The 22318-nt window shown below is 64.1% G+C and carries 28 protein-coding genes; 20 read left to right on the forward strand and 8 right to left on the reverse strand.

Annotation, left to right across the window (positions count from 1 at the left end):
* Positions 1 to 245 precede the first annotated feature (245 nt).
* Complete coding sequence (locus NKJ78_RS04325; RefSeq protein ID WP_023739723.1) at positions 246 to 1220, reverse strand: D-alanyl-D-alanine carboxypeptidase family protein; 975 nt, start codon at positions 1218 to 1220, stop codon at positions 246 to 248.
* Between the two features lie 237 nt (positions 1221 to 1457).
* Here NKJ78_RS04325 and NKJ78_RS04330 point away from each other — a divergent pair, with 237 nt between their 5' ends.
* The 4 genes from NKJ78_RS04330 to NKJ78_RS04345 all read left to right on the forward strand — a co-directional run bounded on the left by NKJ78_RS04330 (position 1458) and on the right by NKJ78_RS04345 (position 5942).
* Positions 1458 to 3269, forward strand: a complete 1812-nt coding sequence (locus NKJ78_RS04330) for a methyl-accepting chemotaxis protein (RefSeq protein ID WP_023739722.1) — start codon at positions 1458 to 1460, stop codon at positions 3267 to 3269.
* Positions 3270 to 3503: 234 nt separating this feature from the next.
* Positions 3504 to 4595, forward strand: a complete 1092-nt coding sequence (locus NKJ78_RS04335) for a hypothetical protein (RefSeq protein ID WP_023739721.1) — start codon at positions 3504 to 3506, stop codon at positions 4593 to 4595.
* Between the two features lie 269 nt (positions 4596 to 4864).
* A complete protein-coding gene (locus NKJ78_RS04340) occupies positions 4865 to 5485 on the forward strand; it encodes a nucleoside triphosphate hydrolase (RefSeq protein ID WP_023671222.1) in 621 nt (206 codons plus the stop codon).
* A gap of 85 nt (positions 5486 to 5570) precedes the next feature.
* Positions 5571 to 5942: a hypothetical protein gene (locus NKJ78_RS04345; protein WP_023683605.1), complete on the forward strand. Its 372-nt coding sequence runs from the start codon at positions 5571 to 5573 to the stop codon at positions 5940 to 5942.
* A gap of 25 nt (positions 5943 to 5967) precedes the next feature.
* Here the strand turns inward: NKJ78_RS04345 and NKJ78_RS04350 are convergent, their stop codons facing one another.
* The 3 genes from NKJ78_RS04350 to NKJ78_RS04360 form a co-directional block, all read right to left on the reverse strand.
* A complete protein-coding gene (locus tag NKJ78_RS04350; protein ID WP_023671224.1) occupies positions 5968 to 6672 on the reverse strand; it encodes a glutathione S-transferase family protein in 705 nt (234 codons plus the stop codon).
* Between the two features lie 152 nt (positions 6673 to 6824).
* Complete coding sequence (locus NKJ78_RS04355; RefSeq protein ID WP_023671225.1) at positions 6825 to 8033, reverse strand: beta-ketoacyl-[acyl-carrier-protein] synthase family protein; 1209 nt, start codon at positions 8031 to 8033, stop codon at positions 6825 to 6827.
* Between the two features lie 5 nt (positions 8034 to 8038).
* Positions 8039 to 8293 (reverse strand): acyl carrier protein, encoded by a 255-nt coding sequence (locus NKJ78_RS04360; protein WP_023671226.1) that lies wholly within the window; start codon positions 8291 to 8293, stop codon positions 8039 to 8041.
* A 235-nt stretch (positions 8294 to 8528) separates the two neighbouring features.
* Here NKJ78_RS04360 and NKJ78_RS04365 point away from each other — a divergent pair, with 235 nt between their 5' ends.
* From NKJ78_RS04365 to NKJ78_RS04385, 5 genes are read left to right on the forward strand one after another with little or no spacing between them, the layout of a single operon-like run.
* A complete protein-coding gene (locus tag NKJ78_RS04365) occupies positions 8529 to 9350 on the forward strand; it encodes an urease accessory protein UreD (protein ID WP_352460764.1) in 822 nt (273 codons plus the stop codon).
* Between the two features lie 30 nt (positions 9351 to 9380).
* A complete protein-coding gene (locus NKJ78_RS04370) occupies positions 9381 to 9683 on the forward strand; it encodes an urease subunit gamma (RefSeq protein WP_023671228.1) in 303 nt (100 codons plus the stop codon).
* Between the two features lie 10 nt (positions 9684 to 9693).
* Complete coding sequence (locus NKJ78_RS04375) at positions 9694 to 9948, forward strand: DUF1272 domain-containing protein (RefSeq protein WP_023671229.1); 255 nt, start codon at positions 9694 to 9696, stop codon at positions 9946 to 9948.
* A gap of 29 nt (positions 9949 to 9977) precedes the next feature.
* Positions 9978 to 10571 (forward strand): HupE/UreJ family protein, encoded by a 594-nt coding sequence (locus NKJ78_RS04380; RefSeq protein WP_023689154.1) that lies wholly within the window; start codon positions 9978 to 9980, stop codon positions 10569 to 10571.
* Positions 10572 to 10579: 8 nt separating this feature from the next.
* The gene (locus tag NKJ78_RS04385; protein WP_023729012.1) at positions 10580 to 10885 is read left to right on the forward strand and encodes an urease subunit beta; all 306 of its coding nucleotides are present in this window, start codon (positions 10580 to 10582) and stop codon (positions 10883 to 10885) included.
* 26 nt (positions 10886 to 10911) lie between these two features.
* On the opposite strand, the gene NKJ78_RS04390 is transcribed toward NKJ78_RS04385, so the two are convergent.
* On the reverse strand, positions 10912 to 11400 hold the full coding sequence (locus NKJ78_RS04390) for a hypothetical protein (RefSeq protein ID WP_352460765.1): 489 nt from the start codon (positions 11398 to 11400) through the stop codon (positions 10912 to 10914).
* A gap of 123 nt (positions 11401 to 11523) precedes the next feature.
* A complete protein-coding gene (locus NKJ78_RS04395) occupies positions 11524 to 11886 on the reverse strand; it encodes a hypothetical protein (protein WP_023671233.1) in 363 nt (120 codons plus the stop codon).
* Positions 11887 to 12066: 180 nt separating this feature from the next.
* On the opposite strand from NKJ78_RS04395, the gene ureC reads away from it, so the two are divergent.
* The 8 genes from ureC to NKJ78_RS04435 all read left to right on the forward strand — a co-directional run bounded on the left by ureC (position 12067) and on the right by NKJ78_RS04435 (position 18308).
* A complete protein-coding gene (gene ureC / locus NKJ78_RS04400) occupies positions 12067 to 13779 on the forward strand; it encodes an urease subunit alpha (RefSeq protein WP_031195771.1) in 1713 nt (570 codons plus the stop codon).
* 92 nt (positions 13780 to 13871) lie between these two features.
* Positions 13872 to 14465 (forward strand): hypothetical protein, encoded by a 594-nt coding sequence (locus NKJ78_RS04405; protein ID WP_352460766.1) that lies wholly within the window; start codon positions 13872 to 13874, stop codon positions 14463 to 14465.
* 42 nt (positions 14466 to 14507) lie between these two features.
* Positions 14508 to 15113: a glutathione S-transferase family protein gene (locus tag NKJ78_RS04410; RefSeq protein ID WP_352460767.1), complete on the forward strand. Its 606-nt coding sequence runs from the start codon at positions 14508 to 14510 to the stop codon at positions 15111 to 15113.
* Complete coding sequence (gene ureE, locus NKJ78_RS04415) at positions 15110 to 15712, forward strand: urease accessory protein UreE (protein WP_352460768.1); 603 nt, start codon at positions 15110 to 15112, stop codon at positions 15710 to 15712. Before NKJ78_RS04410 ends, ureE begins: the two co-directional genes overlap by 4 nt.
* Entirely contained in the window at positions 15705 to 16391 is a 687-nt protein-coding gene (locus tag NKJ78_RS04420; protein WP_352460769.1) for an urease accessory protein UreF, read from the forward strand. The genes ureE and NKJ78_RS04420 overlap by 8 nt, the downstream gene beginning before the upstream one ends.
* Positions 16388 to 16828, forward strand: a complete 441-nt coding sequence (locus NKJ78_RS04425) for a DUF3995 domain-containing protein (RefSeq protein ID WP_352460770.1) — start codon at positions 16388 to 16390, stop codon at positions 16826 to 16828. Before NKJ78_RS04420 ends, NKJ78_RS04425 begins: the two co-directional genes overlap by 4 nt.
* A 13-nt stretch (positions 16829 to 16841) precedes the next feature.
* A complete protein-coding gene (ureG, locus tag NKJ78_RS04430; RefSeq protein ID WP_023671240.1) occupies positions 16842 to 17474 on the forward strand; it encodes an urease accessory protein UreG in 633 nt (210 codons plus the stop codon).
* A 66-nt stretch (positions 17475 to 17540) separates the two neighbouring features.
* Positions 17541 to 18308 (forward strand): class II aldolase and adducin N-terminal domain-containing protein, encoded by a 768-nt coding sequence (locus tag NKJ78_RS04435; RefSeq protein ID WP_352460771.1) that lies wholly within the window; start codon positions 17541 to 17543, stop codon positions 18306 to 18308.
* Between the two features lie 360 nt (positions 18309 to 18668).
* On the opposite strand, the gene NKJ78_RS04440 is transcribed toward NKJ78_RS04435, so the two are convergent.
* Complete coding sequence (locus tag NKJ78_RS04440) at positions 18669 to 19301, reverse strand: HAD family hydrolase (protein ID WP_023671242.1); 633 nt, start codon at positions 19299 to 19301, stop codon at positions 18669 to 18671.
* Between the two features lie 220 nt (positions 19302 to 19521).
* Between NKJ78_RS04440 and NKJ78_RS04445 the strand changes: the two genes are divergently transcribed.
* Positions 19522 to 20481 (forward strand): sugar-binding transcriptional regulator, encoded by a 960-nt coding sequence (locus tag NKJ78_RS04445; RefSeq protein ID WP_023671243.1) that lies wholly within the window; start codon positions 19522 to 19524, stop codon positions 20479 to 20481.
* A gap of 35 nt (positions 20482 to 20516) precedes the next feature.
* On the opposite strand, the gene NKJ78_RS04450 is transcribed toward NKJ78_RS04445, so the two are convergent.
* Complete coding sequence (locus NKJ78_RS04450) at positions 20517 to 20702, reverse strand: hypothetical protein (protein WP_023700462.1); 186 nt, start codon at positions 20700 to 20702, stop codon at positions 20517 to 20519.
* A gap of 110 nt (positions 20703 to 20812) precedes the next feature.
* Here NKJ78_RS04450 and NKJ78_RS04455 point away from each other — a divergent pair, with 110 nt between their 5' ends.
* Together NKJ78_RS04455 and NKJ78_RS04460 are read left to right on the forward strand one after the other, a co-directional pair.
* On the forward strand, positions 20813 to 21721 hold the full coding sequence (locus NKJ78_RS04455) for a LysR substrate-binding domain-containing protein (RefSeq protein WP_023671245.1): 909 nt from the start codon (positions 20813 to 20815) through the stop codon (positions 21719 to 21721).
* Between the two features lie 172 nt (positions 21722 to 21893).
* A complete protein-coding gene (locus NKJ78_RS04460) occupies positions 21894 to 22175 on the forward strand; it encodes a hypothetical protein (RefSeq protein WP_023683593.1) in 282 nt (93 codons plus the stop codon).
* Positions 22176 to 22318 lie beyond the last annotated feature (143 nt).

A 22318-nucleotide genomic window follows, 5' to 3' on the forward strand; every position in this document is an offset into this window, starting at 1 on the left:
GAACTGACCGCTCGGCTTTGTCGTCATCGCAAAATCCCCGTTTCAAAAACAGGGAATCACATCCACCCAATTTTGCAACAGTCCCTCAAGGGGGGAGATCAGATGTTGCCATGGCTTCGCCAAACACGAAAAAGAGGCGAGACGCCGAAGCTGCTAATCTCCCCACTTGAGGGGGAGATGGCCGGCAGGCCAGAGGGGGTGCTGTCCCGCCGGCGTTTCAGAGTTCCTCCACCCAACGACGGGTTCTATTGCGGCGGTAAACCAGGCAACTGCGACCCCTGCGCCGGCAAACCAGGCGGCGGCAGGCCGGGAAGCGGCGACGCTGCCGGCTGGTCTCCCGCAAACATCAGCCGCGTCTTCGTATCGGCCAGCATCGGCGAAAGACTGCGCTGGATCAGCGCTTCGACATGGTCGTTGCGCTGGCGTGCGCTGTCGGCGCCCATCACCACGACGATCAGATGCCGGCCGTCGGCATTGTAGGACGTGACGATATTGTAGCCGGATGCCCTGATATAGCCGGTCTTGATGCCGTCGACGCCGCGCACCCGGCCGAGCATGTCGTTGTGGCCGCGCACCAGCCGGCCGCGGAACATGAAGTCGCTTTCGGAGAAATAGTGGAACTGCTGCGGGAAGCGGGCGCGCAGCGCCATGCCGAGCGTCGCCATGTCGCGCGCCGATGTGTGCTGGCCATCGTCGGGCAGGCCCGATGCGTTGCGGAAGACGGTGCTGCTCATGCCGATCTGGCGCGCCTTCGAGGTCATCATGGCGGCGAACTGGTTCTCCGAGCCGCCGAGATATTCGCCCACCGCCACCGCCACGTCATTGGCCGACTTGACCACGATCGCCCGGATCGCCGAATCGACATCGATGCTCTCGCCGCGCTTGAAGCGCAATTTGGTCGGCGGCTGCCGGGCGGCATTCTCCGAGACCGGGATCTGCGTTTCCTTCGAGACGCGGCCGGACTCCAGCGCCTCGAACAGCAGGTAGAGCGTCATCATCTTGGTCAGCGACGCCGGATAGCGTTGCGCCCTCGAACTGACTTCGAACAGCGTCTTGCCACTGCCGGCATCGACGACGATGGCCGCATATTTCTCCTGCGGCGCCGGCACCGCGAGCACGCTGTCGGGCGGTGCGGTGGTGCTGCAGCCGGCCACGAAGACAAGCAGCAGCAGGGCTGCGAGAAATTTTTGGACGAGGGAGGGTAGATGGAAGTTTGGCAAGGCAAGTCCGGCGTTGCTGAGAGGGCCGGAACCTAGCCTAACCCATTGTGTTCGTCCATTTGGTTAACGGCGGAGCTGCCAATCTCCCCCCTTGCGGGGGAGATTAGCTGTGACTTCGGTCTTCGCTACTCACCAACTCCGTAATCCCCCGCCCCGAAATCGCCTGCTTCCTGTCCTGTTTTGCCTGCGGGGTCGCGCTGCTGCTATAGAGGCGGCAATTGCTTGGGGGACTTGACAATGACCGGTGACATCGGCGCGGCTGCGCCATCTCTTATGAGGACTTCGCTCAGCCGCACCGGCAAATGGGCCGGCAGCGTCGCTTTCATCGGCGGCGCTGCTTCCGACATCCTCAATCCGCTGGCGCCGTTCGCCGCCTATATCGCGCTGGTCGCTTCGGTTGCCGCCGCCGTCATCGCCATTGCCATCGTTCTGCGGCTGGTGCTGGCCGCCAAGGCGCTGCCGGCGCTGATCTTTGCCACCAGCGCTGCCGCCGTCGCCGGCGGCGTCTATGGCCTGCAGCAGCAGACCAATTCGGAGAACGGTGTGATCGCCGGCCTGGTGCCGGCCATCGCCCAGTTGCAGCAGCAGATGGGCATCGTCTCGGCCAGGGTGGCCAGGATCGAGCAAACGGTAACCGAGACGAAGCTGGCGGTCGACCAGGTCAAGCAATCAACCGACGCGGTGGCGAAGAAGACCGAGGAAATTGCGTCGACCCAGCAGCAGCAGGCTGAGCAGGGCGCGCAGACGCAAAAGTCGGTAGAGGCCGTCAAGCAGACGACCGAAACGCTTGCTGCCGGCCAGCAGAAACAGGCCGAGCAGGCCGACAAGCTTCAGGCGACCACCGAGCAGATCGCCGCCTCGATCGACACCATCGCCAAGGGCTTTGCCGCATTGGCCGCGCAGGGCGGGGCGATCGCCGAGCCGAAGCGGCCGGATGAATTCTACCACAATGCCCGCGTCTACGAGCTGTCCGGCGACATGCTGAATGCGCGGCGCTCCTATCTCGCTTTCGCCGGTTTCGACGTCGACGCCGTCGATCCCTACACACGCTTCGCCACCCTGCTGCGCGTGCAGGACGGCAAGGCCGGCGCCCGCGAAGTGTTCGGCGCCCTGGCCGACAAGGCCAAGGCGCTGTCGATCAAGCTGGTCCATATCCTGCAGTTCGACGATGCCCAACGTCTCGACAAGCTCAACGCCTTCATCGCGGCCAATCCGGATTTCGCACCGGCCTATTACCTGCTCGCGCAGGAGTTTTCCGAGGATCGCCTCGGCGTCCAGTCGCTGTCCGACAAGCGCAGCGAGGCCGAGGCGCTGACCAGGTTCGTCTCCTATGAAAAGGAAGGCAGGCTGCTCAAATATTTCATCGACCAGACGCAGCTCGCCGACTGGCTCGATCGCAGCCGCAGCCGGTTGACCGCGCTTGGCGACGTGCTCGACCCAGCGCGCTTTGCCCCGACGCTGACGCCGATGCGCTCCAATGCCGGCTGGACGATCTCCATCTCGCTGCCCGAGGCCGCGACCGGCATTTCCTGGCGCATGGGTGTGTCAGGTCCGTTCACCGACACCGGGCTGATGGCGATGAACGACCAGCGCACCGGCAAGCCGATGCCCAATCCGAGCTTCGAATTGCCCGACAGCACCACGGCCACCACCATCGGGGTCAAGTATCTCGATCTCAGGGGCCGCGAGACCGGGCCGTTCGACATAAGTTTCGATCCGGACGCGGCGCTGCAACAGGGCAACAAACAGATCCTCGACCAGTTCTGGACGTCGTGGATCGCCTTCGACGCCAGCGGCAATCACGGCCTGGTCTATTTCTCCCAGATGCTGTCATTCCGCTGCGGCATCAAGGAGGTGCGCTACAGCCTGAACGGCACGGCGCTCGACAGGGAGATCAAGCTGCCGCCTTGCGACAAGAAGGACCCGTACGCCATTCCTTATGACTACCAGCCTTACTTCAAGGTCGCCGACAACGTGACGTCGATGGCGGTGCAGGTCACCTACACCGACGGCACCAAGTCGCCGGTGCGCGAGTATAAGCGGCAGTAGGCGCCCACCCTCCCCCATGTGGGGAGGGTCGATCCGCGTAGCGGATCGGGGTGGGGGTCCTCGTAGGGCGCTACCCCCACCCCGTCGATCGATCTCCGCTTCGCTCCGATCGCTCGCCGACCCTCCCCACAAGGGGGAGGAAAAATCGCCCTGATGCAAAATGCCGGTCGCTGTGCTTGCGCATCCCTCGCGGAGCGGGTTTGTTCGCTGCCATCAGAATCAGCAGGTGCGCGGATGGATACGGTCACGATCAAGGCAAAGGGCATTTCGGTCACGCTCGATCTCACTGTCGGCCATATCGCCGACATAACGGTCGACAGCGATGGCCGCCAGCTGAAGCCGCTGCACCGCGCGCCCTGGATCGATGCTGGCGAGACGCTGCCGCCGGACCTGCCTGAAGGCACGGTGCGGCTGTCGGGCGATTTCCTATGCGCACCGTTTTCGGCCAGCGACATCGAGGCCGCACCGCTGCATGGCTGGCCGGCCAACAGCCCCTGGGATGTCACCGTCAGCGAAGCGACATCCGACGGCTGGCGGGCCGTCTTCCGGTTGCGCCGCACGGTGATGGGCGCGACGGTCGACAAGATCTTCACGCTCCGCAACAGTCATCCCTTTCTCTATCAGGAGCATGTCTTTTCCGGCGGTTCCGGAGCGGTCTCCGCCGCCCACCATCCGATGGCGGCGATGCGCGATGGCGGCCGGCTGGCCTTTTCGCCGAAGCGCTTTGCCGGGACACTGGACGCACCGCTGGAGCCCGATCCGGCCCGCGGCCGCTTCAAGCTTTCCTATCCCGCCCGCTCGACCGATCTGACGCGCTTTCCAGCCACTGGCGGCGGCACGCTCGATCTCACCGACTACCGCATGGAGGATGAGCGCGAGGATTTCATCACCCTGGTCGAAGCCGATCATGACGGTCCGGGCTGGACGGCGCTGGCGCGCCGGGCCGAACAGGATCTGGTGCTGGTGCTGAAGAACCCGGCGGAGCTTCCGGTCACCATGCTGTGGTTCAGCAATGGCGGCCGCGACTACGCGCCGTGGAGCAGCCGCCATCGCGGCGTGCTCGGCATCGAGGACGGCCGCGCCGCCATCGGCCATGCCGCATCGATCGACGACAATTGGCTGAAGCGCGAAGGGGTCGCGACCGCTTTTACCCTCGGCGGCGAAGTCTCCTTCCGCCATGTCATCGGCACGCTGCCGCTGGCGAGCGGCGAGCCGCCGCGCGCTATCGGGACAGCCTCAGGTCACATGCATCTCACCGGAGCCGATGGTTCGACCCGCGATGTCAGGTTCGACAGCGATTTCCTGCGGATCGGCCAGCCCTGCTGATTTTCGAACGCTGGCCCTGCCCCTCACCTGCCTGCCGGCATCCTCGACACACGGCACATGGAGCTTGTCCGCCGCACCGCCGCGCCAACCAATCTGCTTGGCCCTGCGGCGGACGCATAGGGGGAGAAGTGTTACCCATCTATCGGCTGCACACCGGCAGGGCGACGAGGGGCAGCGCTGACGTGGCGGATGTCGTGAGATTGCCCAAATCGCGGTTTGAAATTTCCTCAAACTGCCGACAAGATGCAAAGCATAACTGGAAGCGCCCAATGTCCGAAATCGCCCATCTCGCCGCCACCATCTTCAAGCGCGCTGGCAAGGCGAAACGCTTCATCGTCGCCATTGCCGGCCCGCCCGGCGCCGGCAAGTCGACGCTCTCGGCCGGCCTGCATGATCTGTTGCCGGAGGGCGCGGCTGAAGTCGTGCCGATGGACGGCTTCCACTATGATGACATCGTGCTCGACCAGCGCGGCCTGCGGTCAAGAAAGGGCGCGCCGGAGACTTTCGACTTCGCCGGCTTCGAGACGCTGTTGAAGCGCATCCGTTCGGGCGAGCCAGACATCGCCATTCCGGTGTTCGACCGCAGCATGGAATTGTCGCGCGCCGCCGCCTCCATCGTTGCCGCCGAGACCAAGTTCATCCTGGTCGAAGGCAATTACCTCCTGCTGGACGAGGAGCCGTGGTCGCGGCTGGCGCCGCTGTTCGACTTCACCATCTTTGTCGATGTGCCGCGTGCCGAACTCGAGCGCCGCCTTCTGGTGCGCTGGCACGAGCATGGCCGCTCCGACGAAGACGCCCGCGCTTGGATCGCTTCCAACGACATGCCCAACATCGATCGCGTGCTCGGCCGTCGCAGGTCCGCCGACCTGGTTGTTGGCGATCCCGCATAGTTCGCTGGACTTCGGAACGGGAACCTTAAGACTTTCAGGTCGTTATCTCTCATCGGCAATCGTGCCGCCGTGAGGGAACCGTCAGATGGCAACCAAGGCAAAAACACCCGCCAAGAGCAAGACCGCTCAACCCAAAGCCAGGCAGGCAAAGGCCACGCAGGCGAAGGCAGGCGCCGGCCCGGCGATCGCCGAGCGGTCCAAGGACGCAAAGCCGGCTTTCGGCAAAGCGGCGCCAAAGAAGGTAGAACCGGTGGCGACGGCAAAGGTGACGGCGAAAACCGCCAAACCCAAGAAGCCGGCAAGCAGCGGCTCGGTGGCCGGCGGCGCGATGCGCACCGTCAAGGCGACCGCCAATGTCGCCGCTGGTGCGGTGGCGGCGACAGCCAGGGGCGCTGCGTCGCTCGCTGCGTCCGTCATCGGCAAGGGCGGCTCGAAAAGCAAGGCCAAGGCGAAATAGACCCGGCTGCTTCGGCTGGCCGAGGTCAATTCCTGGCGGGAATGGTCAGGCCGCGCTGCACCGCGGGCCGCGCCAGCCCGCGCTCCAGCCATGCCGCGACGGTGGGGAAGTCGTCGAAGCCGACGAGTTCGCGCGCCTCGTAGAAGCCGATCAGATTGCGCACCCAGCCCAGCATCGAAATGTCGGCGATGGTATAGTCGTCGTCCATGATCCAGGTTCGACCCTTCAGCCGCGTCTCCAGCACCCCGATCAGCCGCCGCGATTCATTGCGGTAGCGATCCAGCGGCCGCTTGTCGGCGATCTCGCGTCCGGCGAATTTGTTGAAAAACCCGACCTGTCCGAAAATCGGCCCGATCGCCGCCATCTGGAAGAACACCCATTGGATGGTCTCGTAGCGCCGCGCCGGATCGGCAGGGATCAGCTTGCCGGTCTTGTCGGTGAGGTAGAGCAGGATGGCGCCGGATTCGAACAGGCCGAATGGCCTGCCGCCCGGCCCGTCGGGGTCGATGATCGCGGGTATCTTGCCGTTCGGGTTCAGCGACAGGAATTCCGGCGTCCAGCTCTGGTCCTTGCCGATATCCACCAGATGCGCCTCGTAGGGGAGGCCGAGTTCTTCCAGCGCGATCGAGACTTTCACCCCATTCGGCGTCGTCGCGGAATAGAGCTGCAGGCGGTCGGGGTGGCTGGCCGGCCAGCGCTTGGTGATCGGAAAGGCGGACAGGTCGGTCATCGAAAGCTCCGGTCGGGAATTTGGCGCGGTATCGCGCCGTCTGGCGAGTTGCGAAGGATTATCCTCGGCTTCTTTGCCGATCAACCGGTCGAAGGTGCACACACCGTCTTCGCAGTCATTCAGGGCCAGTCGCTCAGGCCAGTCGCTTGCCGTCAGACCGCCTTGAACGCCACCACGGCATTGGTGCCGCCGAAGGCAAAACCGTTGCTGATCGCCGCGCGCACCTTGCGCTCGCGCGCCACATTCGGCGTGATGTCGAGATCGCAGTCGGGGTCGGCCTGCCGGAAATTGGCCGTCGGCGGCACGATGCCTTCGCGGATCGCCATCACGCAGGCGATCATTTCCAGGCCGCCCGAGGCGCCGAGGCAATGGGCATGCATCGACTTGGTCGACGACACCGACAGCTTATAGGCATGGTCGCCGAAGACGCGCTTGATTGCCGCCGTCTCGATCTGGTCGTTGGCCTTGGTGCCGGTGCCGTGGGCGTTGAGATAGTCGACGTCCTCGGGATTGAGCCCGGCGTCCGCCAGGCAGGCGCGCATCGCCGCCGTCGGTCCCTCGACAGTCGGCGCGACGATATCGGAAGCGTCGGCGGAAAGGCCGGCTCCGGCAAATTCGGCCAGAATGGTCGCGCCGCGCGCCATGGCGTGTTCATACGTTTCCAGCACCGCCATTCCAGCACCTTCGCCGAGCGACAGGCCTTGGCGATCGGCCGAGAACGGCCGGCAGGTATCGGGCGCCAGCACCCGCAGGGCCTCCCAGCCCTTCAGGATGCCCCAAAGCAGCGGCGCGTCGGTGCCGCCGGCGACCATGACATCGGCGCGGCCGAGCCGGATCTGGTCGACCGCCGAGGCAAAGGCGTGATTGGACGAGGAGCAGGCCGAAGTGACGCCGAACACCGGCCCGCGCAGGCCGAGATTCATGCTGACATGGCCGGATGCCGCACTCGGCATCACTTTCGGCACGGTGAAGATGCCGGCCCGGTTCTTGCCGTCGACCAGGATGGCGCGATAGTTCTCCTCGATCGCCTCCCAGCCGCAGACGCCGACGCCGACAACCGCGCCCATCCGGTAGGTGGTTGCTTCAGTCGATGTCAGGCCGGCATGCTGCATGGCTTCGCGCGCGGCAATCGTCGCCAAAAGGCTGAAGCGGTCCATCGACACGGTCTGCTTGTGGCTGATGCCATGGTCGGGCAGCGTCTTGATTTCGCAGCCGACCTTGACCTTCAAATCATGCAAACCGGGATTGCTGATTTGACCGATGGCCGATCGGCCGGCCCGCATTTCGTTCCAGATTGCAGGCGCATTGGCGCCGAGCCCGCATATGCCGCCGATGCCGGTAATGACGACGCGCTTTTGCATTCAGCTCAGGCTTTTTTCGCAATCAGCGCGCGAACAGCCTCAACCATATCGCCGACATTCTTGAGATTGCTCCAGGCATCGACCGTGTTCATCTCGATCTCGATGCCGTACTGCTCCTCGAGATCGAAGATGATCTCGGTCAGTTCCAGGGAATGGATGCCAAGCGCGGTCAATTCCGTATTGGTGGTGATCTCTTCGCCACCGGGCTCCGCATGTGCCCTGATCTTGGCGATGATTTCCGTTGCCAGCTCGTCAGCCATTCGATTCCTTCCCCAATTTTATAACGTCGCGGTGCCGATTGGTTGGCGCCCCTGTTGCCTGGACTGAAATCGCCGTCGCCTTCAAAAACCCGCCAGGCGCAGCATGACCGTTCCAAAGAGGCTCCCTCTATAGAAACGGAAACGCTGTCAAGCAACAAGCTATATCAACAAGCACCATATCGACAAAGCGCCGGGAGTGCTTAACGTTAGCGCCGTGGATACGTTGCAGCATGTCTTGATCCCAGCTCTTCCGGCCCAGCGCGCGGCCGGGGCGGCCCGGCTTGCGTGCGGCGTCAGGGATGGACGCACCCGGCTTTTGCGCCTCTATCAGGACGGCTCGGCCAAAATCCGCATGCCGGCCGTTGCGGCCGATCCGCTCGAAGCCGTGCTCATCAACACCGCCGGCGGTCTGACCGGCGGCGATCGGCTCGGCTGGGAAATCGATGTCGGGCCAGGTGCCTCCGCCTCGATAACCACCCAGGCCTGCGAAAAGATCTATCGTGCCGCTAGCGACCGCGCCGAAGTTCGGGTGAAGCTCAGCGTCGGCGCGGGCGGGCGTATCGCCTGGCTGCCCCAGGAAACCATCGTCTTCGACCGCTCGGCCTTTGCCCGCACGCTCGAGGTCGAGCTTGCCGCAGGCGCCGAGGCATTGCTGCTTGAAGCCACCATATTCGGCCGCCTCGCCATGGGCGAAGAGGCCGCGCACGGCCATTTCCACGACCGTTGGCGTGTCCGCCAGGATGGTGCGCTCGTTCATGCCGAGGATTTCCGCATCGGGCCGGCTATCGCGGCGGCACTTGGCCGCCCGGCGGTCGCCGGCGGCGCCATTGCCGCTGCGACGCTGCTGATGGTCTCGCCGCAGGCCGAAGCCTTGCTCGATCCGGCCCGCGACATCGTCGGCGCCGACGGCGATGCCAGCGCCTGGAACGTCAAAAAATCTGGCAAGCTTCTTGCGAGGCTGTTTGCCGAGGACGGCTATCAGCTGCGCAAGCGGCTGGTTCCGCTCGTCGAACTGCTCAACGGGCGGGCGGGTCTGCCCAAATTATGGTCACTCTGAGCCAAATACAGGCCAAATCCAGGAAAGCGCATGAACCTGACGCCGCGTGAAAAGGACAAGCTGCTCATCGCCATGGCGGCGATCGTGGCGCGCAAGCGGCTGGAACGCGGCGTCAAGCTCAATCACCCCGAAGCGATCGCGCTGATCACCGATTTCGTCGTCGAGGGCGCCCGCGACGGCCGCCCGGTCGCCGAACTGATGGAGGCCGGCGCCCATGTCATCACCCGCGCGCAGGTGATGGAAGGCATCGCCGAGATGATCCACGACGTGCAGGTCGAGGCGACCTTTCCCGACGGCACCAAGCTGGTGACCGTTCACGAACCGATCAGGTGAGGAGAAAACGATGCTGGAGCTGCGACCGAATTGCGAATGCTGCGACAAGGACCTGCCGCCGGAAGCGGCGGACGCGCTGATCTGCACCTTTGAATGCACCTTCTGCGCTGACTGCGCTGAACATGTGCTGGGCGGCGTCTGCCCGAACTGCGGCGGCAATTTTTCCGCACGCCCGATCCGCCCAGTGGAGAAACTGGTGAAATATCCGGCCTCGACCCAACGCGTGCTCAAGGCCGAGGGCTGCGGCCCGCGCAAGGCTGCGTGATTGTTTTCGTGACTTCGAAGGGAAGACCGATGATCTCTGCTTCAACCAAACGCACCACGCTTGCAGCGATCCTGCTGCTGGCGGCGGCGATGCCCGCCTATGCCCATGTCGGCATCGGCACGACCTCGTCCTTCGCGGCGGGCTTCGCGCATCCGCTGTCCGGCCTCGACCATATGACCGTCATGGTAGCCGTCGGCCTGTGGGCGGCGCTCAAGGGCGGCAAGGCAATCTGGGCCTGGCCGCTGGCCTTTGTCGGCGTCATGCTGGTCGGCGGCGCGCTCGGCATGCTCCACGTGCCGGTGCCTTTCGTCGAACCGGGCATCCTTGCCTCCGTCGTCGCGCTTGGCTTGCTGGTGGCGTTGGCGGTCGATCTGCCGGTCTCGGCCGGAGTCGCCATCATCGGCCTGTTCGCGCTGTTCCATGGCCATGCCCACGGCACCGAAGTGCCGGAAAATGCCGGTGGACTTGACTATATGGCCGGCTTTGCCGTTGCCACCGCACTTCTCCACGCCATGGGCATCGCTGCCGGCCTTGGCCTCGGCATGCGCTTTCGCGGGCTTGCCCGCGCCGCTGGCGCCGCTTGTGCTGCAGTCGCCGTCGGCCTGGTCTTCGGCGTTTTGTGAGGCTAACGATGATTCCCGGCGAAATCATCACGGCAAGCGGCGACATCGAGCTCAACAAGGGGCTGCCGACGGTGACGCTGAAGGTGGCCAACAGCGGCGACCGGCCGATCCAGGTCGGCAGCCACTACCATTTCTTCGAGACCAATGAGGGGTTGAAATTCGATCGCGACAAAGCGCGCGGCAGGCGTCTGGACATTGCCGCCGGCACCGCGATGCGCTTCGAACCGGGACAAGAGCGGGACGTCACGCTGGTGCCGTTCGGAGGAAAACGCGAGGTCTACGGTTTTCAGCAGAAGATCATGGGCAGGCTGTGAGATCGACGGGGTCGGGCGCCCTGAGGTCAGTTCGACGGCCTGGCCGCCGCGTAGATGACGATTCTTGCCGAGCCGTCGAATTCCACCGCAAGGACGTCTTCCGTAAGCACGCGCCGCGAATCGATGGCGTTGAACAGCAAGGCGTTGGCGTCGATCTCCTTGCGCAGTTCCGCAATGTCGTCCTGATGCTGTTCGACCTTGCTCTCGACCGCCGGCGGCGGGCCGCCTTCGCTGCGCGCCGCGTCGGTGAGGAAGACGATATCCACAGTTTCGAGCTTGGACGTCTTGCGCACGGCGCCGATGTTCTCACGCGTCCGCTCGATCGCGGTGATGATCTTGTTGGTCTGTGGTTCCGTCCGCGCCTCCTCCTGCCGGACATCGGAGCCGACGATCCTGTTGACGGTGTCGGCGGCGTCAGCGCTTTCAAGACCTTGCGCGGCTTGCGGGCCGAAAGCTGCGAGAAATGTGCAGGCAGCAAGGCTCTGGAGCCATCTGGTGTCGGCAAAGACAGGCATTGCTCGCTCCTGGTGGACTTTTCTGTGCAACGCCGTTCGGCGCCAAAGGAACGAAACGCCTCCTGTCGGGCGAAGGTTCCCTGTGGGCTGGCGGGCCGGGTGCCGGCCCGCCAAGTGCTTCTTTCAGCTTGCCTTCTTGGTGACAAGGGTCAGCGCGCCATCGGTGGTCATGCTGGCGGCGACCACCTGTGCCGAGGTGAGCCCCTTGGCTTCGAGCGCCGACTTGATCTGCGGCGTCGCGTCGATCGAAGAGCGCAGTTTCTGCAGCCCGGCATCGCCACGCTGGGCGATCACCTGATTGACCTGCGTCTGGGTGGCCTTGGGCAATTCGCTGATATCGACGATGTTGACCTTCTGGATCGCCGGCGCCGCCGGCTGAGCGCTGGGCGCCGCCGGCTTCGGTTGCGGCGTGGGCTGTTGCTGGGCGCCGGCTACGGTTGCGGAGGCCAGCGTGGCGGCGGCTGCAAGAACGATGATTTTGCGCATGTATTTTCCTTTCATCGATTTGGCCAAGGGTTTGGCAAACGGGCGGTTTGGGGTGGCACGTCCACCTCAACGGCCAAATGGGATCAGAAGGTGTCGCCAAGCGGGTCATTGCATGACCATTGGATGGCGACGATGTGGAGTTCGGCTGCGGCCGGACTCTCGTTTGGGGAGCATTGACTGATGGCTAGAATTACCCGCGCCGCCTACGCGCAGATGTATGGCCCGACGGTCGGCGACAGAGTGCGCCTGGCCGACACCGAACTGTTTATCGAGGTCGAAAAGGACCTCACCGTCCATGGCGAGGAGGTGAAATTCGGCGGCGGCAAGGTCATCCGCGACGGCATGGGCCAGAGCCAGGTGTCGCGCGCCGGCGGCGCGGTCGACACGGTCATCACCAACGCGCTGGTGGTCGATGCCACTGCCGGCATCTTCAAGGCCGATATAGGTCTCAGGGACGGCCGCATCGCGGCGATCGGCAAGGCCGGCAATCCCGACACGCAGGACGGTGTCACCATCATCATCGGCCCCGGTACCGAGATCATCGCCGGCGAGGGCAAGATCCTGACCGCCGGCGGCTTCGACGCGCACATCCACTTCATCTGCCCGCAGCAGATCGACGAAGCGCTGATGTCGGGCATCACCACCATGCTCGGCGGCGGCACCGGCCCGGCGCATGGCACGCTGGCCACCACCTGCACGCCGGGACCCTGGCACATGGCGCGCATGATCCAGTCCTTCGACGCTTTCCCGATGAACATCGGCCTGTCCGGCAAGGGCAATGCCTCGCTGCCGGCAGCGCTGGAGGAAATGGTGCTGGGCGGCGCCTGCTCGCTGAAGCTGCACGAGGACTGGGGCACGACGCCGGCGGCCATCGACTGCTGCCTGTCGGTTGCCGACGATTACGACGTGCAGGTGATGATCCACACCGACACGCTGAACGAATCCGGCTTCGTCGAGAACACCGTCGCCGCCATCAAGGGCCGCACCATCCACGCCTTCCACACCGAGGGTGCCGGCGGCGGCCATGCGCCTGACATCATCAAGGTTTGCGGCCTGCCCAACGTCATCCCGTCCTCGACCAACCCGACCCGGCCCTACACCGTCAACACGCTGGCCGAGCATCTCGACATGCTGATGGTCTGCCATCATCTGTCGCCGTCGATACCCGAAGACATCGCCTTTGCCGAAAGCCGCATCCGCAAGGAAACCATCGCGGCGGAAGACATTCTGCATGACATCGGCGCCTTCTCGATCATCTCGTCGGACTCGCAGGCAATGGGCCGCGTCGGCGAGGTGGCGATCCGCACCTGGCAGACCGCCGACAAGATGAAGCGCCAGCGCGGGTCATTGCCGCAGGAGACCGGCAACAACGACAATTTCCGCGTCCGCCGCTACATCGCCAAATACACCATCAACCCGGCAATCGCGCATGGCCTTTCCAGGGACATCGGTTCGATCGCGGTCGGCAAGCGCGCCGATCTGGTGCTGTGGAACCCAGCCTTCTTCGGCGTCAAGCCCGACATGGTGCTGATCGGCGGCATGATAGCCGCAGCCCCGATGGGCGACCCAAACGCCTCTATCCCGACACCGCAGCCGATGCACTACCGCCCGATGTTCGGCGCCTATGGCAAGGCCAGGACCAACTCGTCGGTGACCTTCGTTTCGAAGGCGGCGCTGGAGTCCGGCCTGCATGGCAGGCTCGGCGTCGACAAGCAGTTCGTCGCGGTCGAAAATACCCGCGGCGGCATCGGCAAGCACTCGATGATCCTCAACGACGCCACGCCGCATATCGAGGTCGATCCCGAAACCTATGAGGTTCGCGCCGATGGCGAACTCTTGACTTGCGAGCCGGCAACCGTGCTGCCGATGGCGCAGCGGTATTTCCTGTTTTGAGGCGAGGGGCGATTTGATCGACCCGGCAAATTCCGTTGCGAGCCGGTCGGTGCCGCCGCAATATGCGGCTCAAAGAAACCGCGTAGCAGGTCATGGCCACCGAAATAGCCTCCGCCCACGACATCTTCCCGCATATCCGCATCGTCATGGGCATGGTGATCGGACTTGGCGTCGCTCGCCTGCTGTCGGGGGTGGCGCGAATCGTCCAGCATCCCGGCCAGTACAGGCTCTATCCCGTGCACCTCGGCTGGGTCGCCTCCATGCTGTTGCTGCTGGTGCATTTCTGGTGGTGGGAGTTCGGCCTCTACACCATAGAGGTCTGGACTTTCGGCAAGTACCTGTTCCTGATCTTCTACGCCATCACGCTGTTCCTGCTGTGCGCGCTGCTGTTTCCGGATTCGATGCTCGACTACACCAGCTACGAGGATTTCTTCTATTCACGCCGTGGCTGGTTCTTCGGCCTGCTGGCGACGACCTATCTGCTCGACGTCGTCGACACGCTGCTGAAGGGTCCCGAGCATTTCGCCCGCTACGGCAATGAATATCTGTTCCGAACGCCGGGTTTCGTGGTGTTGTGCATCGCCGCCATACTGGTGCGTGACCGCCGCTTCCACATCGCCTTCGTCGCCGGCACGCTGATCTATCAGATATCGTTCATCCTGCGGCTCTTCGACACCATCGTCTGAACAGTGGCTATGGTTTAGGGTCGCAGGAAAGAGGGTTCAACCATGTACAAGGCCATCGGATCGCGTGGATCCCGCGTCAGCCGCGTTCTGTGGATGCTCGAGGAACTCGGGCAGCCCTATGAATTCGTCGAGGTCAAATTGCGTTCGCCCGAAGCCTATGCGCTCAACCCGTCGGGCAAGGTGCCGATCCTGATCGATGGCGAACTGACGGTGACCGATTCGGCGGCAATCTGCGTCTATCTCGCCGACAAGCACGCCGACAAAGGCATGGGCGCCAATCCAGGTGTGGCCGGACGCGCCGAGATGGATTCCTGGATGCATTTTGCCCAGAGCGAATTCGAAGCGCCGCTGTGGAACAAGCTGCGCCACCGCTTCCTGTTGCCGAAGGACGTGCGGGTCGATGTCGGCCCCGCCGCCGCCTACGATTTCGCCTCGGAGGCCAAGGCGCTCGACGGCCGGCTGGGGGATCGGGAGTTTGCGCTGGGCGACCGGTTTTCCGCCGTCGACGTGCTGTTGGGCGACATGGGCGGCTGGGCCCGCACCGGAAAATTTCCGATCGAATCCGAGCGCGTCAACGCGTATTTCGACCGCGTCCTGGCGCGGCCTGCCCGTGCGAGAGCCCAGGCTAACGGTGGAGCCATGCGATGAAACTCAACCTGAACACCGACTTCACCAAGTTCCCGCGCGCCGTCTCGGTGGTGCCTGCCGGCACTGCCGGAACCACGGCCCCATCCGGCCGTGCCGTCCTGCCCCATGACGAGCGTCATTTGCGCCGCCGCGCCATCGAGCTTGCCGACGGCAGCAAGGTGCTGATCGACCTGCCGAAACCTGTGACCTTGAACGATGGCGACCGGCTGGTGTTGGAGGATGGCGCACATATCGAGATCACTGCCGCACCCGAAGAGGTCTACGACATCCGCGCCCGCCACGCCGTGCATCTGACCGAACTCGCCTGGCATATCGGCAACCGGCATCTGGCGGCTGCGATCGAGCCCGGCCGCATCCTGATCCTGCGCGACCATGTCATCAAGGCTATGCTGGAAGGGCTGGGCGCCACGGTGCGCGAAGTCTCCGAACCGTTCAAGCCGGTGCGCGGCGCCTATTCCGCCCAAGGTGCGCATGGTCACGATCATGGCCATGCGCATGCGCACGCCGAAGCGCATTCCCATGATGGACGTTCCCACGCACACAGCGAGTCGCATTCGCACAGCCATTCCCATGACGGGCATCATCACGATCATGACTGACCAGCCATCCGGCATCGCTTTGCTGCGGCTCATGGCGTGGCTGTCGCCGGCCTTTCCGGTCGGCGGCTTTGCCTACAGCCATGGTCTCGAACGCGCCGGGCAAGACGGGCTGGTTGCCGATACCGCCAGCCTCGCCGGCTGGCTGGAGACGCTGGTCGAGATGGGCTCGGGCTGGAACGACGCCGTGCTCTTCACGGAAGCCTGGCGTCGCGCCCGCCACGGCGGCGACCTCCATGAAGGCGACCTCCATGAAATTGCCGATCTCGCCGAAGCGCTGGCCGGCTCGCGTGAGCGCCACACCGAAACCATGCTGCAAGGCGCCGCCTTCCTGAAAGCGGCAGCGGCGTGGGCGAATCCGGTGTTGGGCCGCCTGCCGGCCGAATGCGCCTACTGTGTCGCCGTCGGCGCCGTTGCCGGCGGCAACGGCATCGCGCTTCAGGACGCGATGTCGGCCTTCCTGCAGGCCTTCTTCTCCAACCTCGTCCAGGCGGCGATCCGACTCGGAATCGTCGGCCAGACGGACGCTATGGCCTTGCTCGCCGGCTTCGAGCCGTTGGCGCTGTCGACGGCCGCGCGCGCCGCCGGCTCGACATTGGACGATCTCGGCGGCTGCGCCTTCATCTCCGACATCATGGCGATGAAGCACGAGACGCAGTATTCCAGGCTGTTCCGCTCATGATCGTCCTCGCCTTCGCCCTCTCGGCCGTCCTGCTGCTGATCACCGCGCTGCATGTCTATTGGGGCCTTGGCGGCATCTGGCCGGGCAGGGACGGCGTCTCCTGCGCCCACGCCGTCGTCGGCTTTCGCGGCGTCGACGAGATGCCGACGCCTTTTGCCTGTTTCGCCGTTGCCGCGTGCCTGTGCCTCGCGACCCTGTGGCCGCTGGCGCTGACCGGAGTCTTCGCCTCCCCCTTTCCAAGGGAAGGCCTTGCCGCCACGGCGCTGCTCATAGGGCTGGTCTTCCTCGGCCGCGGCGTTGCCGGCTTCACGCCGCGGTGGCGCCGTCTGGCGCCGGAGCAGCCTTTTGCGCGGCTCGATGTCAGCTTCTATTCGCCGCTCTGCCTGTTGATCGGGCTCAGCTTCGCCATCCTCGCCATCACGGAGTTTTCGGCATGACGGAGTTTTCGCTATGACTCAGGCAAACGGTCCCCTGCGTATCGGCATCGGCGGTCCCGTCGGCTCCGGCAAGACGACGCTCACCGAAAAGCTCTGCAAGGCGCTGCGCGACGATTTCTCCATCGCCGTCGTCACCAACGACATCTACACCAAGGAAGACGCCATGATGCTGGCCCGCCTGCAGGCGCTGCCCGAGGACCGCATCGTCGGCGTGGAGACCGGCGGCTGCCCGCACACCGCCATCCGTGAGGACGCCTCGATCAATTTGCAGGCGATCGCCGGACTGAACAGGAAATTCCCCGATCTCGACATCGTCTTCATCGAATCCGGCGGCGACAATCTTGCCGCCACCTTCTCGCCGGACCTTGCCGACCTGACCCTCTATGTCATCTCGGTTTGCCAGGGCGAGGAAATCCCCAGGAAGGGCGGGCCGGCGATCACCCGTTCCGATTTCCTGGTCATCAACAAGAGCGATCTGGCGCCCTATGTGAACGTCAACCTCGATGTCATGGAGAGCGACGCCGCCCGAATGCGGGGCAAGCGCCCGTTCGGCTTCACCGACCTGTCGCGCGGCAAGGGACTGCAGGAAGTCATCGACTTCATCGTCGAACATGGCGGGCTGCAGTCGGCTCGCTCGGCGGCCTGACCCAGTACTTACCGGTTGCTGGTCGGCATTGGGCGCGGCATTCTCGGGGAAATGGAGGATTTTTTGATGAGCATCGCCCGTTTGCAGAAAGAGCCGCTGACCAACCTGCCCTACTATGAGGAGCGCGTCGATCTGGCTGCCGCCTTCCGCTGGACGGCGCGGCTCAACATGCATGAAGCCGTGGCCAACCACTTCTCGCTGTCGGTCAACGAGGACGGCAGCAAATTCCTGATGAACCCCAACCAGGTGCATTTCTCGCGCATCAAGGCGAGCGACCTTTTGCTGATCGACGCCAACGATCCCGAGACATTGTCCGGCCCGAATGCGCCCGACCCGACCGCCTGGGGTCTGCACGGCGCCATTCACCGCAACGTGCCGCATGCGCGCTGCGCCATGCATGTGCATTCCATTCATGCCACCGTGCTTGCATCGCTGGCCGACTCGACTCTGCCGCCGATCGACCAGAACTCGGCCATGTTCTTCAACCGCCACGTCGTCGACGCCCATTATGGCGGGCTGGCCTTCGAGGAAGAGGGCGAGCGCTGCTCGCAACTGCTCACCGACCCGAAGGTCAAAGTGATGGTGATGGGCAATCACGGCGTCATGGTCATCGGCGACACCGTTGCCGACGCCTTCAACCGCATGTTCTATTTCGAGCGTGCCGCCGAGAACTACATCAAGGCGCTGTGGACCGGCCGTCCGCTGCGCACGCTGCCCGACGCCATTGCCGAAAAGGCCGCCAGCGAAATGGACGACTATCCCGGCCAGGCGGAGCGTCACCTTGCCGAGCTGAAGGCGATCCTCGACGAGGAGGAGCCGGTGTACCGGAGCTAAGCGACCATCCGTGCTTCTCTCGTTTACGCTACGCACTCACCTTCTGTGATTTGTTATGACTGATCGGCGTAAGGTTGATTGCCAGGTGGTTCCCCCAATCCGTCGCTGCTTCGCAGCGCCACCTTTCCCCCTCCGGAGGGAAGGAAGGGAGCCTTTCTGGACGAGCGTTTGACGGCAAAAAGCTTGGCGCCTTTCCTCTACCCCGTCGATCGGGGGGTCCGAAGGACGGGCGAGACCCGTGGCTCGCCCCGGCAGGGTGGCTCGGCGAAGCCGAGACGGGGGTCGACCAGCGCAACATTAGACAATGCATGGCCAAGCTGAAGGGAGGATGAGGGGCAGCGCCGACGTTCATAGGCTCACTCAGAGTCCCAACTGAGCCCGCAACTCTTCCGCACTGTTGATCACGACAGCGCCCTTCGGTCCTGCCATCGGCGCTTCCGGCCAGAAGATCGTCCGCATCCCCGCGGCCAGGCCTGATGTGGCGCCGGTAACGCTGTCGTCGACGGCCACCGCGTCTGAAGGATCGACGCCGGCCAGCCACGCGGCGCGCAGGAACGGTTCGGGATGCGGCTTGCCTTCGCGCACGTCGTTTCGGCTGATCGTGCGCATGCCGGGATAGATCAGGCCGACGGCGCTCAGATTTGCATCGACGATCACCCGGTCGGAATTGGACACCACCGCCTGCTGCACGCCGAGCGCGCGCAACTCGTTGAACACTTCGATCGCGCCGGGGCGCGGCTTCAGCGTCTCGGCCATCGGCATGTAGTGATCGTATTTGCGCACGATCCAGTCGTCGAAGGGCAGGTCGAGGCCGAACTCGCTGCGCAGCATCTCGTAGACCGGTGCGGCGGCGACGCCCAGCACCCGCTCATGCAGGTCGGCCGGCGGCGTGATACCGACGCTGCGCAGCGCCGCCACCAAGGCCGCCTCGTGCAGCGGCTCGCTGTCGACCAGCGTGCCGTCCATATCCCAGAAAACCGCTTTCGGCGTCATGCGAGGCTCCTTTGCCGATCCCCTTAAAGCGTTTGTATCAGGAGATAAACCGCCGAGCCCGTCCGCTGGCGATTTTCGCTGGGTTGGTTGCCGCGCGGCGGCCGGATCGAAGCAGCAAGCAATTGTCCTCCCGATTGAACAATTGCGCGCCGACACATTCCCTGCAAGACTATGACGCTTCGCCTAAGGGCGGGCAAAGGGGCAGGGCTGGAGGCACATTTTGAATTCGCGGCAAGACGGCGGCAGCAGCAGGCTGGACGAGGCAGCGCGCGCCGGCTGGCTTTATTATGTTGCCGGCAACACCCAGGACCAGATCGCCGCCACGCTCGGCATTTCCCGGCAGACGGCGCAGCGGCTGGTGTCGCTGGCGGTGTCGGAGGGGCTGATCAAGGTTCGCGTCGATCACCCGATCGCCAATTGCCTTGATCTCGCAGCTAGACTGAAGTCACGCTTCGCGCTCGACCTCGTCGAAGTGGTGCCGAGCGATCCAACCTCATCCTCGACCACGATCGGCATTGCCGAGGCGGCCGCGGCCGAGATCGAGCGGCGGCTGCGGTCACCGACGCCCATCGTCTTGGCCATCGGCACCGGCCGCACGCTGAAGGCGGCGATCGAGCAATTGCCGCCGATGGAATGCTCGCAGCACAAGGTTGTGTCCTTGACCGGCAACATCTCGCCCGACGGTTCGGCCGCCTTCTACAACGTCATCTTCACCATGGCCGACCGGGTCAAGGCGCGCTCGTTCCCGATGCCGCTGCCGGTCATCGCCTCGTCGCCGGAAGAGCGCGAGATGCTGCTTGCCCAGCCGATGATCCAACCGACGCTGGCGCTGGCCGCGGAAGCCGACGTGACCTTTGTCGGCATCGGCGATCTCGGCCCGAAGGCGCCGCTCTACGAGGACGGTTTTATCTCGGAAAGCGAGCTGAAGGCGTTGCAAAAGGCTGGCGGCGTCGCCGAGATCGTCGGCTGGGTGTTCGATCGGGAAGGCCGCATGATCGAGGGCATCACCAACGACCGGGTATCGTCGGCAGCCTTGCCGTCACGCGAAAAGTCGCTGGTCATTGCGCTCGCCATGGGCGAGCGCAAATTGCCGGGCATCCTGGCCGCTGTGAACCGCCGGCTGGTCAATGGCCTCATCACCGACGAGCGGACCGCCACGGCCTTGCTCGACGGTTCCTGATAGATTAAGCGGCCCATCGATAAAATCCAACACGTTTATTTGCAGCGCCCGGACGGGTCGTTGCCGTCGAGAAAACCCATGTCGCGCTGCAGATGCGGCGACAACTCCCGGACGTCGACGTAGCCGCGCCGGCGGTGCACAAGCAGGGAAAATTCATGCACCAGCAGGGAAAACCAGCTCTGCGCCGGGGTGGAATGGAGTTTTTGCTGTGCCGTGGTCATGATCTTCAGCCTCCGCTATGCTTGAACTTGATTGATCGTTGACACCAGATATCGGCCTGATTGGCTCTTGCCGCCAATCAAACGTCGATCACGACCCATAAGGAGGGCTTATGCCCGATCTCAAGGCACCACAGCTCGCCCAGTTGCCGCCGCTGCAGGCCATCAGGGTGTTCGAAGCCGTCGCGCGGCATCTCTCCTTCACCAAGGCCGCGCAGGAACTCGGCATGACGCAGGCCGCCGCCAGCTATCAGATCAAGCTTCTGGAAGAGCGCATCGGTTCGCCGCTGTTCCTGCGCCAGCCGCGCCAGATCGTGCTGACCGAACCCGGCCAGCGCCTGGCGCCCGCCGTCAGCGAGGCGTTCAGCCTGCTCTCAAGCGCCTATTCCGCCGCGCGTGGGGGCGCCGATGGTGTGCTGTGCGTCTCGACGCTGCTGACCTTTGCCTCGAACTGGCTGGCGCAGCACCTCGGCTCCTTCCAGGTCGCGCATCCGTCGCTGGCGGTGCGCGTCGATACCTCGAACAGGGTGATCGATTTTGCCCGCGAGGACATGGACATCGCTATCCGCTCCGGCAGCGGCAAGTGGCCTGGAGTGGAGACCCATCTTTTGTTCAAGGCCGATTTCACCCCGGTGCTGAGCCCGGCACTCGCTGCCACCATAGGTGGCGTCCACGAACCCGCCGACCTGTTCAAGCTGCCCATTCTCGATCCCGGCGACATCTGGTGGCGGGAATGGTTCGCTCTTGCCGGCGTCCCGGCGGACGAACTTGCCAGGCGCACCGGCACCAGCATGGGCGCGCAGGCCTATGAGGCGAACGCGGCCATCGCCGGCCATGGTGTGGCGATCCTGACCACCGCATTGTTCAAGACCGAGCTCGCCGCCGGCCGCCTGATCCAGCCCTTCGACCTAGTCGGCGACGACGGCCACGCCTATTGGCTGGTCTACCCGACGGCGCGTCGCAACGTGCCGAAGATAAAAGCCTTCCGGGACTGGATCCTGGCCGAGATCGCCTGCGCCTGAGGGCGAGCGATTCGCGGATTGATTTCCGAGATGCAAAGCGAGCCATGGATCCGCGACGAATGCTCGCTTTCGCGGACAAACAGCTGCGATCGGGCCACCCGGTTAACCAAGCCTGACAAAAACGCTGTCGATATCACTCGCCCGGCATAGGCTTGTGCTTGTGACGACCCAATTGAGCAGGATCAATCGTCTGCAGATTGAAACAGGGTCGATCAGCCGGCTGATGAAAGTCTATCGCGTCGAAGAAATCGAAAACAACACCGTGCGCACGACGCAGGTGATCGAAGCATTTACGCCGTTTCAAGCTGCCGTGAAGGCAATCGGCCGGGAAGTTAGGCTGCGCAAGGACGAGCCCAGCTGGATCCAGGTGACGGAAGTGCTGACCAGAGCCAAGCAAACACGCGACGGCAGGGTTTTCGAATATTCCGTGGGAAGCTACCCGTCCCACGGCTGATGGACTCGGCCCTATCGCTCCCCTGGCGCGACGATTGGGTTGCGATGGGTCGGCATCAACGCGCTCTCACATCCCCTGCAAACAGCTTCCCAAATCGGTTCAATATCCTCTACGCGCGCAACGCCGCGCTCCGCCTTGCGTGC

This window comes from Mesorhizobium sp. M0037 (assembly GCF_040323635.1).
Classification (GTDB): Bacteria; Pseudomonadota; Alphaproteobacteria; order Rhizobiales; family Rhizobiaceae; genus Mesorhizobium.